Source organism: Nissabacter archeti (genome assembly GCF_018257325.1).
GTDB lineage: Bacteria > Pseudomonadota > Gammaproteobacteria > Enterobacterales > Enterobacteriaceae > Chimaeribacter > Chimaeribacter arupi.
Map to the genome: position 1 here is coordinate 172,536 of NZ_JAERKB010000007.1, position 15,946 is coordinate 188,481.

Here is a 15,946-nt window from a genome sequence, read left to right on the forward strand (position 1 = left end):
CAATTTACTGCTTGTCGATTAAAAAAGCGGGGTAACATGCGTAAGCGGCCGCGCATTAACATCAGGAGCATCCCAATATTTTGCCACATGGTTTTTCAACCATAATAAATCGGCCTTGAGCCTTTCTATTCCGTCATCCCGATAATCGTTCTCCAGTACCAGGGCTTTGACAGGGAATTTCCTTTGGTATAATTCATTAAGCGTATCCACGATAACTGACTCGTTATTACTCAGTGCATTCTTGTCATCAACTCCTTTGATATGTACCTGGTTTGCTAAAACCGGTATGGCTGCCTGCAACACAGCGCAGGGCGAAATGCCTGCGGTTAATGGGTTACCCGTATCCAGTACCACCCTCAACTCAGAAGAACTCACTGCGTTAATCAGCCGTTGTAATTGCTCCGGACACAGCACATTTTCGGTACCCAGCAAAAGCCTCCTCGCCTTCGCCTCTGAACACGCCCAGTGCAGCACGTCTGCCGTTCTGGCGAAGGCGGCAGCACTGTCGATAGCGCTGGCGCGGAAACTGGGCAGGAAAACCAGGTGAGCGCCTATAGTCGCAGCAGCATCTAACGCGCGCCTGATAACACGCTGCGTCTGCTCTGCCGCAGGCGTGCCTTTTCCCGCTGTTATCCCGATATCGTTAAGCACATTGGCAGAGACCGCTAATGGCGTAATGCCTGTCTCAGCCAACGCATCACACATTGCGCGCAGCCTTGCTTTACTGTCCAGCCAGGGCGCCCTGCCCGGCCCCCCTAAATCCAGCTGAATACTCTCTGCGCCCAATTGGCAGGCTAATCTCACGGCATCGGGCCCCTTTACAGGCAGCCGCCAATCAACCAAACCAATAGCGACTGGCTTCACAGTCTGCTCCGATCGCTTTGTGATGCTGGTTGGCTGTTGCGTACGGACTGCCAGCTGCCATCACTGTTCACGATCAAACTGTCCCCATTGCGGGAAACCTCTTTATTGGCCACTAACTCAACGGCAATCGGGGCAAAGCTTTCCGAACGCATATACGTTGAATAGTCGAAATCAGCAGGCCGACGACGGCGAATCCCCGCGGAATCCACCATGCCGGCGGGAAGCACGGAGACAAACTGGACATCTTCAGCATTCTCTTCCTGATAAAGAGAGTTGATCAATGAGGCGCAGGCAGCCTTAGTCGCTGCATAGCCTGAACGACCCGGCCCGCCGTTATAAACAACTTCGGAAGAAACATTTAGGAATAGACCCGGCCGGGACTTTCGCAACGCGGGCAGCGTGGCGTTTAACGTCAGCCATAACCCATTGAGATTGACTTCAAGCTGTTGACGCCACTCAGATAACAGCGTTTCAGAGAACAGTGAACGCCGGTCACCATAATGCACCGCCGCGAAACACACCGCGTGTAAAGGCTCTCCAGAGACTTCAACCAACGCAGCATGTGCTGAGGGGGTGTCAGTCAGATCTACGGGCATCCAGCGTAAATTACCCGGGTCAGCCGGTTTTGAACGGCTCAGGACAGTGACGTCCATACCGGCCTGGGACCAGGCCTCCGCAATTGCCCGGCCAATACCGGTTGAACCACCTACCACAAGGGCCTTACGACCAATCAGTGACATACGTTTTTACTCCTGAGTCAGGTTATCGGGGCTGATGTGCACCGCAAGTTTGATGAGTCTGCGACCGGCAACGAGGCGTTCACGGGAGCCCGCCAACTGGTTCATGACAGCCGCAGCGTCATTCATGGGTAAGACATGGGTAACCAGGTCGCTGTAACGCAGAGGATGGCGGGCCAGCTCGGCGGCGGCATGGCGTAAATGCCGGTGAGCCACCCCCCGGTGCCCTGTCAGCTGCACTGATTTACCCGTGCTGGTTTGCACCGTGAAAGAGACCCCGGGGTTAGGTGCCCCGCCACAATTGGCTGCCCGGATAGAGGCGAGATCCACGCTGGGCAAGAGAGGGGCAGAGGCGTCGGAAGGCAGCCCCCCTAACAAGTCAATCGTCGTGTCCCCGCGCAGGCAGCAAAGCGCGGTATTCAGGCAGGCTAATGTTGCATCACGCGGCGTGGCAAGCAGTACCCCTACCCGCTCATCCTCAGGCAGTGAGGAGAGCAGTGCAGCACCTGCGGCATTGTTCAGCACCGGTCGTACGGCGGCTACGCGGTGTTGTTTACTCCAGGCTACTCCTTGCTCTGTATGATGCAGATGCACAATACGAATATCCGATCCCAACAAGGCGGCAGCCGCACGGATCGCGAGATGCCCGATCACGCCGTCACCGAAGACAACCAGTGTCCTGGGGTGATGATCTGCAAGCAAACTGAACGCATAATGCACCGCGGCTAAAGGTTCCAGCAGTGTTGAGAGCACCGAGTTATGGTGCTCGCCCAGCGGGATAACCAGGCCATCGCGCACGGCAGATTCCTGGATAAGCACGCGCTCCTGCAGCAGCCCTTTAACGTTGTGCCCCAGCAAAAAAGAAGGATCGTTACGGTGGGTAGGGTTAATGCAGACGAGCGTTCCTACGCCCACTTCATCGGGCACACGTTCCCCGGCCGCTATCACGCGGGCGATGCCTTCATGCCCGATGATCGGGCTGGGATCGGCACGCAGGCCACGCAGCATTTGTATATCGGTGCCACACAACCCGGCGTAGAGAGGCTTGACCAGAAGCTCATAGCCTGCCGGAGAAGGGGTGGCCTGCGTCAGAACGGACACCGTGCCGTGTTGCCGTACCATCGCTTTATGCGTCGCCGTCATTGCCGGGCCTCCATAGTTGCAGCGATACCTGCCCCAATAAGGCAATCAGCTTCATACACAACAATACGGTCTTCAGCCCAGCGCGGATGAAGTTTTCCTGTGAGGTAAAGCCCTTGCCTGTTGAGATGCGAGATCACCGACGTTCTGTAATGTTCACCAAGCGACACGGCGACACCGCCGGTCAGGATGATTCTGTCCAGATCGGGGTCGAGGCAGAGGGCAGTTCGTAAAACGTCAGCAACCGGGGCGGTAACGGCGTTGAGCAGCATGATTGCCATACTGTCGTGAGCGCAGACACCGGCTTTAAAGGCCTCTTCAAGAGAATAACCTTCTGCCATCCGGCGGCCGGGCATTGATGCGGCCCACTCACAGGGTTGCCTTTCCCGCAAAACCTGCGCCATTTTTGCAATGCCCCGTCCCGAGGCATAGGCGGAGAGGTGCTCCGGTGCGCCACAGTCACAATTCAACACCACAGGTTCACCCGCTAACGCAGCGGCGGCAGGAAGATGGCCTATTTCACCTTGCAATCCTCCTGCATCGAACGGCATGTGCCCGGTTATGCGATCGATAGTACGGGCAGCAATGCCTGTACTGACAGTGACCAGCATGACTTTTCGATCCTGTGCACATAACGGTGTCGATATCACATGCAGCAGGGCGGCTGTGACATCGTTGACGACCCGCCAATCCACATCACTTCTTTGGCGATTAAGCGCACTTAACAGATCAAAAGGAACCTCATGGTCTGCCCACAACGGCGCGGACGCATATACCGTGCCGGTGAGATGGTTCATCGCTGCGCCGAAAGAGATGCCGGCAACGGCATCTTTACCTTGCGGCGGCATTTCACAGATGGCATCAACCAGGAGCGCCTGTAACCGGGACACAGGAAAATCGGGGTGGCGATAAAAACTGGGTGTCGGCATACGGCCACGCTCACCCAGCCCCCTTTCAAGTGACCAGTCAGCCCAACGCATATGCGTCCCGCCGATGTCTATGACTGTGGTGGTGCGGGTCATGCAGCGACATCCCCGCCGAATGCTTTCTCATGTTTCTCAAGAAAGTTAAGTGCGTTGGCGAGTTCATTCAGTGTCAGATCATTGACGAACACAACATTGCCGATGCCGTCAGACAAGGGGATACGTTGTAAACCGTCGCGGTGTTTAATCGTGTCGCTCAAGGCTTTTTCAAGTAAATGCAGATTGAAGACAGGATGCGAAAGAGGTAGCCCTGATTTTTGGATAAGAGAAAGCGCGCGATCGGTTTCTTCAGGCGTGAGCAACCCGCGGCCATTCGCTAACGCCACACACAATGCCATGTCAACGGCGACCGCTTCACCATGAAGTAACCCAGGATTAGCCAATAACTCTAATGACGGGCTGAATGTATGACCATAATCGACGCAGCGAGCCAGTTCAGCTTCCCAGAGATTGGGTTCAAGCTCTGCCAGCATGCCGGCAATGGAACGGGTGATGATTTCTTTCATCACATCATCGTCTGAAGAAAAAGATTCCGGGGTCAGATGGGATGACATGGCCTCAAGCAGTTCAAACAGGGTTCTGTCTTTAATCAGGGCCATTTTAATAATTTCGGCAACACCGTTAGCAATATGGCGTTGGTCGAGGCTTTGTAAAAACATCGGGTCAATGAGTGCGGACGAGGGGGCAAAATAGGTGCCCAGGCGATTTTTATAATCACCATGATTAATCCCTGTTTTTACACCAATACCCGCATCAATCTGCCCCATGAGGGTGGTAGGGATCCTGATATAGGGAATGCCGCGACGATAAAGGCTGGAAGCAAAACCCACGACATCCAGTAAGACACCGCCGCCAATGCCGATCACCACTTCACCACGGCGTAATAATTCAGCGTCTGCCATGGCTTCAGCCACCTGAATGGTTGACTCCACATTCTTATTAATTTCGTCACCCGAGAGGATTTTCCAGCGAATGTCAAAATTCCAGAGGGCGAAATATTCTCTGAACTTATCGCCGTAAATCTCATCAACTCTCTTATCGATGACAACCAGTCTTTTTGTTTTGGTTTTCATATTCCGGTCAGCCAGCTTTGAGCAGGTGCGTGCTAACGTCGGATTTTTCGGATTAAGGATATCTTTAACCACAGAAACCTGATAATCAATCTCCTGAATGGCGTGCATATTCCAGGTCAAATCAGTATTTTTAGCCAGCGGGGAGCGCGAGTAAACCGATTTTGTAGAAGGATAATTAATAGTCATATTATTCCTTTTTAATCTTAGATAAAGAGAATGGATATAACGCCGGCGATCGTCACCATGTGTTATTGGTTTACGAATTTTATGCAACCGGTATATAAATTCAGAATCAGGGTTATGCTGTTTTCTGAATTAACGCCACCGCTACTTTACATTAACTTACGATGTAGAATAACCTAGCAACCGTTCCGGTCTATGTTGCCGGATTTGGCAGCAATGCATTTTCTGAGGTGGTAGCAATGATCGATTCTCTCTCTGCAATTTCCGTGTTCGTTAAGGTTGCACAGGTGGGAAGTTTTGTGTCAGCGGGGCGGGCGTTAGGGTTAAGTGCCTCTGCCGTGGGTAAGCGCGTGACCAGCCTGGAAAGCAGTGTTGGCGCACAACTCTTACAGCGCAATACCCGAAGAATTTCATTAACCTATGAAGGGGAGCGTTTTTTAAGCCATGCGCTACGCATACTGGAAGAGGTGGACAATATTCAAAATGCGATGCTTATGTCGACTGAAAGCCCCATCGGACGATTAAAAATCAGCATAGCGCCCATCCCTCATCTGTTCAGTGAACGATTTAATGACTTTTTAGAACAACACCGGGAAATTGAGGTGGAATTTGACTTCTCTGACCGGTTTGTTGATTTGGTCGGGGAAAATTATGACGCAGCCTTACGGGTGGGTAACGATCCTGACGGCAATTTGCGCTCATTTTATATCGGGGATATTCATAGTGTGCTTGTCGCCAGCCCCGGCTACTTAACCCGCTGTGGTCATCCTGAAAAAGTTGATGACCTTCTTTCACACGCCTTGATTCATTATCGGTCCAGAAATTCAGGCATGATTCAATCCTGGCCTTTACCCAATATAAAGTCTTTACATCTCCCTCAGACCATTATATGCAATGACATTGATACAAGAATTAATTTAGCGCTTAATGGAAATGGTATTGCCTATCTGCCTTTGGTGTCGATTAAACATCATCTTGACTCCGGGCAGCTTTGCGAAGTGCTCAACGAGCACCTCACTGATGCGGGGACGCCACTCTATGTGGTATGGCCTTACGCTCACCGTTATTCATTACGCCAACGGCTGTTGATTGATTATCTTAAGCGAATGAAAATCTGATACCCCCGGATAACACCCCACAGGGTGTATTACCTGCCCGAATATCCAGCATAACGATTTTCAACAAGGCGTGTCCGGATGCGTGGTGTCATACCGCGCCTGCGCCTGTTCCATTTGCGGGCCATATTTTAGCGCCCATTCATACAGCGCAATAAAAGGTTCCTGAAGCGTCTTTGCCAATGGGGTCAGGCTGTACTCCACACTCACCGGCGATGTAGGCAGCACTTTCCGGTGCACCAGCCCATTGCGTTCAAGCCGCTTAAGCGCGTCAGACAAGGCTTTGTGCGTAATCCCATCCAGCCGGCGGCGAAGTTCATTGAAGCGGGCGGGTTCGGTACACAGCACGGTGAGGATTAAAATCGACCACTTGTTGGTGATGTTCTCAAGGACTGGGCGGGTTTTTCCCACATCCCTCAGGCAGGTGCTCTCAATCTGTGTCATGGCGATATACTCCGCGATACCTGGTATAAACAAAGTGCGTAATTGTTATTAAGTATAAAAAATATATCATCTGTTTTCCATCCGAACAGGAGTCAGCAGATGAGCCGATTAGACAACAAAGTTGCCCTGATACTGGGCGGTGCCAAAAGCATTGGCCTTGCCATTACCCAACGGTTTGCCCGTGAAGGGGCCACCACCTGGTTTACCTCGCGCCGGGATGAGGAGTTAGATGCCGCCGGCCACACCCTCACTGGCGATGCCAGGCCGCTGCGTGCTGATGTCAGCCAGCTAAGCGAGCTGACCCGCATCGTCGGGACGATTACATCGGAGTCCGGCCAGATTGATATTTTGGTGATTAACGCCGGCATGTCAGAGTACGCTACCCTTGATGACATCACCCCCGCGCATTTTGATCAGACTTTCGGCCTGAATGTCCGATCCCCGCTTTTTGCCCTCCAGGCGGCGCTCCCACTGATGAAAGCGGGTGCCAGCGTCGTGTTGATAGGGTCGGTTGCCGATGTCATCGGCACGCCGGGATATGGCGTTTATGGTGCCAGCAAAGCGGCACTGCGTTCTTTTGCCCGCACCTGGACGCGCGAACTCGCCGCCCGCGGCATTCGTGTAAACGTGGTCGCCCCCGGCCCTATCGATACCGGCATGATGCTGGCCGCGCCGGAGGAGGTACGCAGTGGAATAATCAGCGCCATCCCCTTAGCCAGAATGGGCAAAGCGGAAGAAGTGGCGAATGCGGCGCTGTTTCTGGCGAGTGATGAAAGCAGCTATATCGCCGGCGCAGAGATCTGTGTGGATGGTGGGCTGACACAGGTTTGATGAATGGCGTTCAGTTACCCGATGAGGGTGTGAATGAAGATAACGCGTGATGCCCGTTTCTGATAGTGAGCAGGCCATCGTTACCCAGCCCGCGCCAGGTAAAGAGCAGGCGCGGGCTGAATAATATTCATCATTCAATGACTTCGTTGCACTTAACTCTTCCGGCAATAATGCTTATGCTTGACGCCCCCAATGCCTGACCCATCCAGAAATCACAGGAAAATTCATGAGCATCACCATTCGCCAGGCCCGCCCGGAAGACGCCACCGCCATTTACACGATGATCTATGAACTGGCCGTGTATGAAAAAGCGCCGGAAGAAGTCGTCACCACCCCCGATGAGATCCGCGAAACCCTGTTTGGTGCCGGCAGTAAAACCGAAGCGTTGATCTGTGAAATTGAAGGTAAAACCGCCGGGTATGCGGTTTTCTTCACCAGTTACTCCACCTGGCTTGGGCGTAACGGCATCTATATGGAAGATCTCTACATTTCCCCGGATTTTCGCGGCAAAGGCGCAGGAAAGGCGATGCTGAAAACCATCGCGCAATACGCCGTGCAACGGCGGTGCGGTCGCCTTGAATGGAGCGTGCTGGACTGGAACCAGCCCGCCATTGATTTTTACCTGAGCATCGGCGCGCAGCCGCAATCTGAATGGGTACGCTATCGCCTTGATGGGGAAGCACTGCTGAACTTTGCCGAATAAAAGCGCGTTTTACCGCCTCCGGCAGGCGGCTGCCGATAAAAATATACCGGGCATACCGTGGCCGTTGAAATCCCGGACAGTTAATGATTTGATGAATATATTGATCATGATTGTTGCGTAATGCCTGGGACGGGAGTGATGCTGCATTCGGCAGAGTGGTTCAGTCAAAACGGAATCGAGTGTTCCAGGGTAATTGCCTGTGATTCCGGCTTTCCCCGGCATCTGCATGATGAGTACGTGATCAGCGCCAACCTCACCGGCACGGAGGAAATCTGGTTCTCGGGCCACACCGGGTATGTGAAAAGTGGCCAGGTCACCTTATATAACCCCGCCACGATCCAGGCTTCACACTTTGGCAGCGAGCGCGTGGAGTTTGTCAGCGTGCATCTGCCTCAGTGTCTGTTGAAAACCCTGGCAGCCGAACACAATATGCAGAGCGGCCATGAAGCCCCGGTGTTGCGGGAAGGGATTCTTAACGATCCGCGGCTGTTTGGCGCACTCTGCCGTTTTGCTGACTCGGCGCGTGAGGAGGCGGGCGGCAGCCAGGAGCAGGAGCTGGTGTTGCTCTGCGGTGAACTCCTGGAGCCGCAGGCGGTGTTAACCCGCGATGAAGAAAACAGGATCCAATGGGTCATTGACTATTTACGCGAAAACCTCAGCGTTAAGCCCCAACTTGACAGGCTGGCCGAGGTGGCGGGCCTGAGTAAATATCATTTTGTCCGCCGGTTCACACAGCATACGGGAATGCCGCCGCTGCAATACCATATGCAACTGCGCCTGCATAAAGCGCGCATCCTGCTGCGCAATCAGGTTCATCCCCTGGATGCCGCGATGTCACTGGGATTTTATGACCAGAGCCACTTTATCAACGCGTTTCGTAAAGTGATGGGGACGACGCCCCACCACTACGCATCGCAGATCAGGTGATAATGAATTCCCGGTACCCGGACACAATCACGTAAACGGCAAAGTAGCTGAAGATCACCGCTGACGCGATATACGAATAGTGAAGTAAGCGTGGCCCCAGAAACTTACCGCCAACGCTGCCTGCCAGGCATATCACGCAAGTCCAGCACACGCCGGCAAAGAAAAAGCCGCTCAGAAACCAGGACGACGCCGTGATGCTGTGCTGCCCCATCCGCGAGATGAGGGCCCCGCCTGCCGTGGCAAACCACAGGATGGCGCTGGGCGATGACATGGCGAGAAATATCCCGCGCCCGAACTCACGGAACAATGAGCGGGAATGATGCGGTTCGTTTATCGTCAGCTCAGCGGCTTTTTGGAACGCCGCGACGATCATTTTGACCGCGAACCACACCAGCAGCGCGCCCCCGCCTACCCACAGCATCCACCGCACAGCCTCGTACTGCAACAGTACGGCCATCCCCGCCAACGCCAGTAATGCATAGGCCAAATCACCGACGCACGTGCCGATCCCCAGCCAGAACCCATAGAAATACCCCCGCTGCATGGCAAGCGTGATCATGGCAATATTGGCAATCCCAATATCCAGGCACAGCGACAGGCTCAGCAAAAAACCATTTGAGAACGGCATCATAGGATGACACCGTTAAGATGAGATAAGCCGGTGACAGGCCAAAAAAGCGGAGTAAACATGCGGTGTCCTTCCTTTGTGGGTAACCAGGCTTTCAATAAACCATCTCGCCCCCCCGTGGTATTGGAAAGAATTGCGGTCGGCTCACCGGCGGTTTTGCGGTGTCGTTTTCAACCTTTCTTCTGCCTTCAGCCTGAAACGCCCCCTTTTCATTTTGGCCACTCTGTGTAAGTATTTAGGAATCGATCGTTTCCTAAATAATGAACATCATGCCTGAAAAACATTCTGGAACACGTGAACGTGGCCGCCCACGAGAATTTGATCGCGAGACCGCGCTGGACCTTGCCATGCTGGTGTTCCGTGAAAAGGGTTATCACGGTGCCTCGGTCAGCGATCTGAGTGCGGCCATGCAGCTCACGGTGGGCAGTATCTACAAAGCGTTCCATGACAAACGCGGCCTGTTCCTGCAAGTCTTCGCGCGTTATACCTCGCTGCGCAATAAGGCGCTCAGCGAGCGGCTGGCACATCAGCCTGACGGCCGGGCAAAAATTGCCGAACTGCTGCGCTTCTACCTGGAGTCTGCCAGCGGTATCGAAGGGCGGCGCGGCTGCCTGGTGGTCGGCAGTGCCGTCGAATTACAGCACCTGGATGCCGAACTTTCAGCGCTGGTGCAGGCTGCCCTGACACGTAACCTGCACTCTCTCCAGCACCTGATTGAACAGGGCCGGCAGGATGGATCGGTGAATCCGCGCCATGATGCGAACGCACTGAGCGGCGTGCTGCTGTGCCTGGTACTGGGTATGCGTGTGGCAGGGAAAACCGGGGAATTGCCGGCACACGAACAGCTGATCGCCACTGCCCTCACCCTGCTCGGGTAAAATTTTTTGCTCAATAAGGAAATGACCATTTCCTAATTATTGGAGGTTTACATGTCTGACCCAGTCATTACACAACCCTGGTCACAACCGGTGGCCGGCCTGCCTGGTTTTGCCCATTATTACGCGACGGTAGAGGGTGTCCGCCTGCACTACGTCAGAGGCGGCAACCCGCAGGGTGAAACCTTGCTGCTGCTGGCAGGCTTCCCGCAAAGTGGGTACGCCTGGCATAAAGTGATGGCCCGGCTGGCCGATCGTTACCACATCATTGCGCCAGACCTGCCCGGCCAGGGCGACTCTGACAAGCCGCAATCCGGTTACGACACCCTTGCCCTGGCCGCGAAAGTGCAGGGGCTGATGCACACACTGGAGAGGGGGCGCTACTATCTCGCAGCCCATGATGTGGGTGCCTGGGTGGCCTGGCCGTATGCCCTGCGTTATAGCCCGCAGGTCATCAAACTGGCGCTGCTTGATGCAGGCATCCCAGGCATTACCCTGCCCGACGCGTTGCCGGCCACCCCGGACAACGCCTGGAAAACCTGGCATTTCGCGTTCCATTTATTGCCGGATCTGCCCGAAGCATTAATCACGGGGCGGGAAGAGATTTATCTGGACTGGTTCCTGCGGCGCAAAACCGCAAGCCCCATGGCCTTCAGTGATGCCGATATGGCAGAGTATGTGCGGTTGTTAAAACAGAACGGCGCACTGCGGGCCGGGCTGGCCCCCTACCGGGAGGTGAGCGTCTCCGCGGCGCAAAACCGGGCACTGTGCGAACAGGGCAAACTGACGCTGCCGCTGCTTGCCGTCAGCGCCGATCAGGGCTCCATTCCTGATATGGCCGTGCCGCTGCGCCGGTTTGCGGATGACGTTACCGGCATCACGATCAGCCACAGCGGCCATTTCATCCCGGATGAGCAACCTGAGGCCCTGGCGGAAGCGCTGGCCCGGTTTTTCCGGCCGGTACAGAGTGGGCAGGCTGTTGGCGTCAGCCCAGGTAGCTAAGCCCAGGCTGGGGCAGCCTCCCCGTTCCCCCCGGCATTACCCGCGGGGGGCCAGCAGCGGCGGGATGGCAGGCACTTCCGGCGCGTCATCGATGTCTTGCTGGGTCATGCGGAAGGCCTCGGGATAGTGTTCGCGCTCTGTGCGGCGGGCCGGTTCGGTGTCGCGCCAGGTATAGAGGCAGCGTTGGCATTGGTACACCGTCCAGACATGGTTAACCGGCGAGGTGGCCAAGGTGTCAATGTGCGCATCGGCACAGCGGGGGCAAATCATCTGCGTCTCCTTATTTGCGGTTAGCCAGCATGGCGGTGAGTTTCTCTGCCCACTGCGCGGTTTCGGGAAGATCTTTGACCGGCTGGCTGTAGTGGCCGCGGTTATCCGGTGAAACAGGCGTAGTGGCATCAATAATCAGTTTGTCGGTAATCCCTGCCGGGCTGGAGCCGGGGTCAAGTTCCAGTACCGACATATTGGGCAACTGCACCAGGTCGCCGGCGGGGTTCACTTTGGAAGAGAGCGCCCACATCACCTGCGGCAGGTCGAACGGGTCGACATCCTCATCCACCATGATCACCATTTTCACGTAGCCCAGCCCATGCGGGGTGGTCATCGCGCGTAACCCCACGGCGCGCGCGAAGCCGCCATAACGTTTTTTGGTGGAGATAATCGCCAGCAGGCCATGCGTGTACATCGCATTCACCGCCTGCACTTCAGGGAATTCCGCTTTCAGCTGCTGGTAGAGCGGCACACACGTGGCTGGGCCAATCAGGTAGTCGATCTCCGTCCAGGGCATACCGAGGTAGAGCGACTCAAAAATCGGTTTGGTGCGGTAGGAAACCTTATCGATGCGCACCACCGTCATATTGCGGCCGCCGGAATAATGGCCGGTAAATTCACCAAAGGGGCCTTCAATTTCACGCTTGCGCCCTTCGATCACCCCTTCCAGAATCACCTCTGACCCCCAGGGCACGTCGAAGCCGGTCAGCGGTGCCGTGGCGATCGGATAGGCACTTTCACGCAACGCACCGGCCATCTCATATTCTGACTGATCATATTTCAGCGGCGTGGCACCCATCAGGGTAATGATTGGGTCGTTGCCGAGCGTAATGGCGATTGGCAAATCCTCGCCCCGCTCTTCCGCTTTATGCAGGTGCAGCGCGATGTCATGCATCGGTACCGGTTGCAGGCCAAGTTTGCGTTTGCCTTTGACCTCCATGCGGTAAATGCCGACGTTCTGCTTGCCGAAATGGTCAGGGTCCAGCGGGTCGCGGGACACCACACAGGCCTTATCCAGATAAAACCCGCCGTCGCCGTCGTTAAGCCGGAACAGCGGCAGGATGTCGAACAGGTTAATCTCCTCGCCGTCTACGCTGTTTTCTGCCCAGCCGGGGTTGTCGCGGCGCTCAGGCGCAACGGGGAAATGATCCCAGCGGCGAATGAACTCATCCACCTGCTGTTTCACCGGCGTATTGGGCGGCAGACCAAGCGCAATCGCATGGTTTTGCCACGAGCCGAGCGTGTTCATCACCACATGGGCATGATGAAACCCTTTGATGCGGGTAAACGAGAGGGCCGGAGCCCCTTCACCAATGCGGCCGGTAGCGTTGGCGGCGGCGGCGATGTCCGGCTCGGCGTTGACTTCTTCATCGATATGCAACAACTGCCCTTGCTCGTCCAGTGCCTTGAGAAAACTGCGTAAATCATCAAATGCCATGGTGATACCTCCTGTCTGGCGCATGGCGATGAAAGGGGCACGCGCAACGCGTGCGGAACCGTGTAGCCAATATGTTCGTGTGCGAACTATATAAATAACCTAACGCCGAATTGCGCCGCTGACAATATCAGGCCGCTAAAAAAGTTCGTGCACGAATGTTTAAACGGGTATCGGGCGTGGTAGTTCCGGTGGGCTGGCGGAATAGGGTATTCTTGCGCTTTTACAGGCCGGCACCGGTATCCCTACATGAAAAATCACCTTGGCAATATCCCCTTTCACCTGATGCGGCAGCTTTTTCAGGAGCATACCGCGCTATGGCAAAAATCCCTGCCTGAGCTGACCAAGCAGCAATATTCGGTGCTGTGTGCGGTGGCGGAAAAACCGGCGATTGAGCAGATGGAATTAATGGGGGATGCGCTGATGACCAAAGCCACGCTGGCCGAGCTGCTGGTCAGGATGGAGAAAAAAGGGCTGGTCAACCGCGCGCCGGGGGAGACTGACCGGCGTCGCCGCCTGATTACCCTGACGCCAAAAGGGGCTGCCGTACTTGAGCAGGCGCGCCCGGTGGCGGACGCGGTGGATGCGGCCTTTCTTACCCGGCTTAACACATCACAGCAACAGGAGTTGGTCACGCTGCTGCAGACCCTGCTGGCGGAAAAAAGGTAACGCCGCGCCACGCGCATGATCCCCACCGCGGCAGACGTGACCGGCACGTCGCCGGCCCGCGGCCCGGCGGTATGGCGCTGACGGGCCGCATCCCTGACAGCTCACCCCGCCGACACCATGCCGGCGGCATACTCGCGGTAGCTGTGCAGCGGGCGGCCCAGCAGGCTGGTCAGGCGCGTGACGTCGCCCGCCTCCGGGACCATCCCGTCACTGACGTAGCGTCCGGCCATCAGGCGCATCTCATAGGCCATCCACGGCGGCATAAACGTCGCCAGGTTCTGTTCAAACCCGCTGGGGTCATCGCCGCCATAGGCCACCGGACGGCCCAGCAACGCAGCCCAGATCGCGGCCACGCCCGGCCCCGTCAGGGTATCCGGCCCCACCAGGTTAATGACCTCAGAGGGAAGTTCGCCCTGCGCCTCTGCACGCCGGGTCAGCGCAATCGCCGCGACCTCCGCGATGTCGCGGACATCCACCATCGCCACGCCTTTCATGCCGATGGGCATCGGGTAGACACCGTGCCGGAGGATGACGTCCTTGATCATCTGCTCGTTATCCATGTAGTAGGCCGGGCGCAGCACGGTGGCGCTGAACCCCATTTGCGCGAGCATCCGCTCCGCACCGGCTTTTACCGCAAAGTGGGGCACATTCACGAAACGATCGGCATGCAGCACCGAGAGGTAAACGACCCGCCGGACGCCGCATTCATGCGCGATGTTCAGGGTGATGATCGCCTGGGTGAATTCGTCCCCCGTGACCGCATTAAGCAGAAACAGCGCGCTGACGCCCGTGAAGGCGGTACGCAGCGCGGTGATGTCCAGCAGGTCCCCCTGCACGACGTCCACCCCTGCCGGGAAGCGGGCTTTCGCGGGGTCGCGGGTCAGTACCCGGACAGCCGCGCCGCGTTTGATCAGCTGTTCAACCACATGGCGGCCGACGCGGCCTGTTGCACCTGTTACGAGGATAGTCATGGCATTTCTCCAGAAGGTTTGTCTCTATCGACGCCCTGAGTATCCCTGATCCAAAAACAGGCGAATAGCCGCTATAGTTAGACATCACGTCTCACAGGTGGAACAGATGGACCTTCCGGCACTGAATGATTTCAACCTCGTCGCCCGGCATGGCGGGTTTGGTAAAGCGGCCCGTGCCACCGGGCGCCCCAAGGCGACCCTGTCACGGCGCGTCGCAGAATTAGAGGCCAGCCTGGGCGTGCGGCTGTTTGAGCGCGGGCGCACGCTCCGGCTGACGGAAGAGGGCCGGGCGCTGTACGGGCGGACGGGGCAGTTGCTGACCGAGCTTGAGGAAGCCGCCTCGGCGATAGCCTCCGGCGGCAGTACCCCGCGGGGCCGGTTGCGGATCAGTGCGCCCCTGCTGTTTGCGCAGGTGGCGATGGGGAAACTCGCCGCAGGCTTTATGCGGGACTACCCTGGGGTACAACTGGAAGTGACCACCGAAGACCGTGAAATCGATATGATCGAAGAGGGGTACGACCTGGTGATCCGGGTCAACCCCAAAGAGGATGCCACCCTGATCGGCCGGACTTTCCTGCATGACCGGCAGGTGGTGGTGGCCGGCCCCAGGCAGGCGCGGCCTGCGGAGGGGGAGCCTGTGCCGGTGGTGATCCGCGGGCCGGTCGGGCCGCCATCCCACTGGGAGATCATCACGCCGCAGGGGCCAACCCCCCTGGCCGTGACGCCGGTGCTGTCGCTTTCATCGATGATCATGGTGCGCGATGCCGTCAGGCTGAATGCGGGCGTTGCCTGCCTGCCGCTGTCTCTGGTGTTTAACGACCTGGCATCCGGGCGGCTGGTGAAATGGGGTGACATCGCGGGGCCGGCAGCAGCGCTCTGGATACTCTACCCTTCACGCCGGTTATTGAGTGCGCGGGTGTCAGCTTTCCTTGCCTACCTGAAAAAAAGTTTCCCCAACGGCACCTCTGAAGAGCTTGCCCGGTTCATTGAATGACGCGTTTACCGGCCTTCCGCCCTGCCCCGCTGCCCTCCACGAAGAGTGTGGCCGGCGGCATCCTTTTTGTCATTAATTTGAAATAACCAGAAACATCCAAAA

At 56.4% G+C, this 15,946-nt stretch carries 18 protein-coding genes; 8 read left to right on the forward strand and 10 right to left on the reverse strand.

Features of this window, described 5'->3' with window-relative positions; all coding sequences use genetic code 11:
- Positions 1 to 18 precede the first annotated feature (18 nt).
- Genes JK232_RS11160 through JK232_RS11180 form a run of 5 tightly spaced genes read right to left on the reverse strand, consistent with a single transcriptional unit; the run spans position 19 to position 4,983 of the window.
- On the reverse strand, positions 19 to 864 hold the full coding sequence (locus tag JK232_RS11160; RefSeq protein WP_072929369.1) for a sugar phosphate isomerase/epimerase family protein: 846 nt from the start codon (positions 862 to 864) through the stop codon (positions 19 to 21).
- Positions 861 to 1,604 carry an SDR family NAD(P)-dependent oxidoreductase gene (locus JK232_RS11165; protein ID WP_079205252.1) on the reverse strand — a complete coding sequence of 248 codons (744 nt, stop codon included), beginning with the start codon at positions 1,602 to 1,604 and terminating at the stop codon, positions 861 to 863. Before JK232_RS11165 ends, JK232_RS11160 begins: the two co-directional genes overlap by 4 nt.
- A 6-nt stretch (positions 1,605 to 1,610) precedes the next feature.
- Positions 1,611 to 2,744 (reverse strand): alcohol dehydrogenase catalytic domain-containing protein, encoded by a 1,134-nt coding sequence (locus tag JK232_RS11170; protein ID WP_072929371.1) that lies wholly within the window; start codon positions 2,742 to 2,744, stop codon positions 1,611 to 1,613.
- Positions 2,741 to 3,763, reverse strand: coding sequence for an ROK family protein (locus tag JK232_RS11175; protein WP_072929374.1), 1,023 nt, complete (start codon positions 3,761 to 3,763; stop codon positions 2,741 to 2,743). The genes JK232_RS11170 and JK232_RS11175 overlap by 4 nt, the downstream gene beginning before the upstream one ends.
- Positions 3,760 to 4,983, reverse strand: a complete 1,224-nt coding sequence (locus JK232_RS11180; RefSeq protein ID WP_101854551.1) for a sedoheptulose 7-phosphate cyclase — start codon at positions 4,981 to 4,983, stop codon at positions 3,760 to 3,762. The genes JK232_RS11175 and JK232_RS11180 overlap by 4 nt, the downstream gene beginning before the upstream one ends.
- Before the next feature lie 236 nt (positions 4,984 to 5,219).
- On the opposite strand from JK232_RS11180, the gene JK232_RS11185 reads away from it, so the two are divergent.
- Positions 5,220 to 6,098, forward strand: a complete 879-nt coding sequence (locus JK232_RS11185; RefSeq protein WP_101828139.1) for a LysR family transcriptional regulator — start codon at positions 5,220 to 5,222, stop codon at positions 6,096 to 6,098.
- A gap of 60 nt (positions 6,099 to 6,158) precedes the next feature.
- On the opposite strand, the gene JK232_RS11190 is transcribed toward JK232_RS11185, so the two are convergent.
- A complete protein-coding gene (locus tag JK232_RS11190; protein WP_101834720.1) occupies positions 6,159 to 6,539 on the reverse strand; it encodes a winged helix-turn-helix transcriptional regulator in 381 nt (126 codons plus the stop codon).
- A gap of 99 nt (positions 6,540 to 6,638) precedes the next feature.
- Here JK232_RS11190 and JK232_RS11195 point away from each other — a divergent pair, with 99 nt between their 5' ends.
- The 3 genes from JK232_RS11195 to JK232_RS11205 all read left to right on the forward strand — a co-directional run bounded on the left by JK232_RS11195 (position 6,639) and on the right by JK232_RS11205 (position 9,000).
- Positions 6,639 to 7,370: an SDR family NAD(P)-dependent oxidoreductase gene (locus JK232_RS11195; RefSeq protein WP_212589196.1), complete on the forward strand. Its 732-nt coding sequence runs from the start codon at positions 6,639 to 6,641 to the stop codon at positions 7,368 to 7,370.
- Between the two features lie 226 nt (positions 7,371 to 7,596).
- Positions 7,597 to 8,073: a GNAT family N-acetyltransferase gene (locus tag JK232_RS11200; protein ID WP_072929381.1), complete on the forward strand. Its 477-nt coding sequence runs from the start codon at positions 7,597 to 7,599 to the stop codon at positions 8,071 to 8,073.
- A 135-nt stretch (positions 8,074 to 8,208) separates the two neighbouring features.
- Positions 8,209 to 9,000 (forward strand): helix-turn-helix transcriptional regulator, encoded by a 792-nt coding sequence (locus JK232_RS11205; RefSeq protein WP_101828136.1) that lies wholly within the window; start codon positions 8,209 to 8,211, stop codon positions 8,998 to 9,000.
- Here JK232_RS11205 and JK232_RS11210 read toward each other — a convergent pair.
- Complete coding sequence (locus JK232_RS11210) at positions 8,993 to 9,631, reverse strand: LysE family translocator (RefSeq protein ID WP_072929386.1); 639 nt, start codon at positions 9,629 to 9,631, stop codon at positions 8,993 to 8,995. The two genes, JK232_RS11205 and JK232_RS11210, sit on opposite strands and share 8 nt — an antisense overlap.
- A gap of 266 nt (positions 9,632 to 9,897) precedes the next feature.
- Between JK232_RS11210 and JK232_RS11215 the strand changes: the two genes are divergently transcribed.
- Entirely contained in the window at positions 9,898 to 10,506 is a 609-nt protein-coding gene (locus JK232_RS11215; protein WP_079205256.1) for a TetR/AcrR family transcriptional regulator, read from the forward strand.
- Between the two features lie 51 nt (positions 10,507 to 10,557).
- Positions 10,558 to 11,505, forward strand: a complete 948-nt coding sequence (locus JK232_RS11220) for an alpha/beta fold hydrolase (protein WP_212589197.1) — start codon at positions 10,558 to 10,560, stop codon at positions 11,503 to 11,505.
- Positions 11,506 to 11,541: 36 nt separating this feature from the next.
- Here JK232_RS11220 and JK232_RS11225 read toward each other — a convergent pair whose 3' ends face one another.
- Positions 11,542 to 11,775, reverse strand: a complete 234-nt coding sequence (locus tag JK232_RS11225; protein WP_072929392.1) for a non-oxidative hydroxyarylic acid decarboxylases subunit D — start codon at positions 11,773 to 11,775, stop codon at positions 11,542 to 11,544.
- Positions 11,776 to 11,785: 10 nt separating this feature from the next.
- Positions 11,786 to 13,213 carry a non-oxidative hydroxyarylic acid decarboxylases subunit C gene (locus JK232_RS11230; protein ID WP_101828134.1) on the reverse strand — a complete coding sequence of 476 codons (1,428 nt, stop codon included), beginning with the start codon at positions 13,211 to 13,213 and terminating at the stop codon, positions 11,786 to 11,788.
- Positions 13,214 to 13,459: 246 nt separating this feature from the next.
- On the opposite strand from JK232_RS11230, the gene JK232_RS11235 reads away from it, so the two are divergent.
- On the forward strand, positions 13,460 to 13,879 hold the full coding sequence (locus tag JK232_RS11235) for a MarR family winged helix-turn-helix transcriptional regulator (protein WP_101828133.1): 420 nt from the start codon (positions 13,460 to 13,462) through the stop codon (positions 13,877 to 13,879).
- Positions 13,880 to 13,980: 101 nt separating this feature from the next.
- On the opposite strand, the gene JK232_RS11240 is transcribed toward JK232_RS11235, so the two are convergent.
- On the reverse strand, positions 13,981 to 14,850 hold the full coding sequence (locus JK232_RS11240) for an SDR family oxidoreductase (RefSeq protein ID WP_101828132.1): 870 nt from the start codon (positions 14,848 to 14,850) through the stop codon (positions 13,981 to 13,983).
- Positions 14,851 to 14,956: 106 nt separating this feature from the next.
- Between JK232_RS11240 and JK232_RS11245 the strand changes: the two genes are divergently transcribed.
- Positions 14,957 to 15,844 (forward strand): LysR family transcriptional regulator, encoded by an 888-nt coding sequence (locus JK232_RS11245; RefSeq protein ID WP_101828131.1) that lies wholly within the window; start codon positions 14,957 to 14,959, stop codon positions 15,842 to 15,844.
- The last annotated feature ends 102 nt before the right edge of the window (positions 15,845 to 15,946 follow it).

What these genes read in the sequence shown, in the direction of transcription:
- JK232_RS11165 (WP_079205252.1), bottom strand. Translation starts at nt 1,604, where the DNA reads ATGTCACTGATTGGTCGTAAGGCCCTTGTGGTAGGTGGTTCAACCGGT.
- JK232_RS11170 (WP_072929371.1), bottom strand. Translation starts at nt 2,744, where the DNA reads ATGACGGCGACGCATAAAGCGATGGTACGGCAACACGGCACGGTGTCC.
- JK232_RS11175 (WP_072929374.1), bottom strand. Translation starts at nt 3,763, where the DNA reads ATGACCCGCACCACCACAGTCATAGACATCGGCGGGACGCATATGCGT.
- JK232_RS11180 (WP_101854551.1), bottom strand. Translation starts at nt 4,983, where the DNA reads ATGACTATTAATTATCCTTCTACAAAATCGGTTTACTCGCGCTCCCCG.
- JK232_RS11185 (WP_101828139.1), top strand. Translation starts at nt 5,220, where the DNA reads ATGATCGATTCTCTCTCTGCAATTTCCGTGTTCGTTAAGGTTGCACAG.
- JK232_RS11190 (WP_101834720.1), bottom strand. Translation starts at nt 6,539, where the DNA reads ATGACACAGATTGAGAGCACCTGCCTGAGGGATGTGGGAAAAACCCGC.
- JK232_RS11195 (WP_212589196.1), top strand. Translation starts at nt 6,639, where the DNA reads ATGAGCCGATTAGACAACAAAGTTGCCCTGATACTGGGCGGTGCCAAA.
- JK232_RS11200 (WP_072929381.1), top strand. Translation starts at nt 7,597, where the DNA reads ATGAGCATCACCATTCGCCAGGCCCGCCCGGAAGACGCCACCGCCATT.
- JK232_RS11210 (WP_072929386.1), bottom strand. Translation starts at nt 9,631, where the DNA reads ATGATGCCGTTCTCAAATGGTTTTTTGCTGAGCCTGTCGCTGTGCCTG.
- JK232_RS11215 (WP_079205256.1), top strand. Translation starts at nt 9,898, where the DNA reads ATGCCTGAAAAACATTCTGGAACACGTGAACGTGGCCGCCCACGAGAA.
- JK232_RS11220 (WP_212589197.1), top strand. Translation starts at nt 10,558, where the DNA reads ATGTCTGACCCAGTCATTACACAACCCTGGTCACAACCGGTGGCCGGC.
- JK232_RS11225 (WP_072929392.1), bottom strand. Translation starts at nt 11,775, where the DNA reads ATGATTTGCCCCCGCTGTGCCGATGCGCACATTGACACCTTGGCCACC.
- JK232_RS11230 (WP_101828134.1), bottom strand. Translation starts at nt 13,213, where the DNA reads ATGGCATTTGATGATTTACGCAGTTTTCTCAAGGCACTGGACGAGCAA.
- JK232_RS11235 (WP_101828133.1), top strand. Translation starts at nt 13,460, where the DNA reads ATGAAAAATCACCTTGGCAATATCCCCTTTCACCTGATGCGGCAGCTT.
- JK232_RS11240 (WP_101828132.1), bottom strand. Translation starts at nt 14,850, where the DNA reads ATGACTATCCTCGTAACAGGTGCAACAGGCCGCGTCGGCCGCCATGTG.
- JK232_RS11245 (WP_101828131.1), top strand. Translation starts at nt 14,957, where the DNA reads ATGGACCTTCCGGCACTGAATGATTTCAACCTCGTCGCCCGGCATGGC.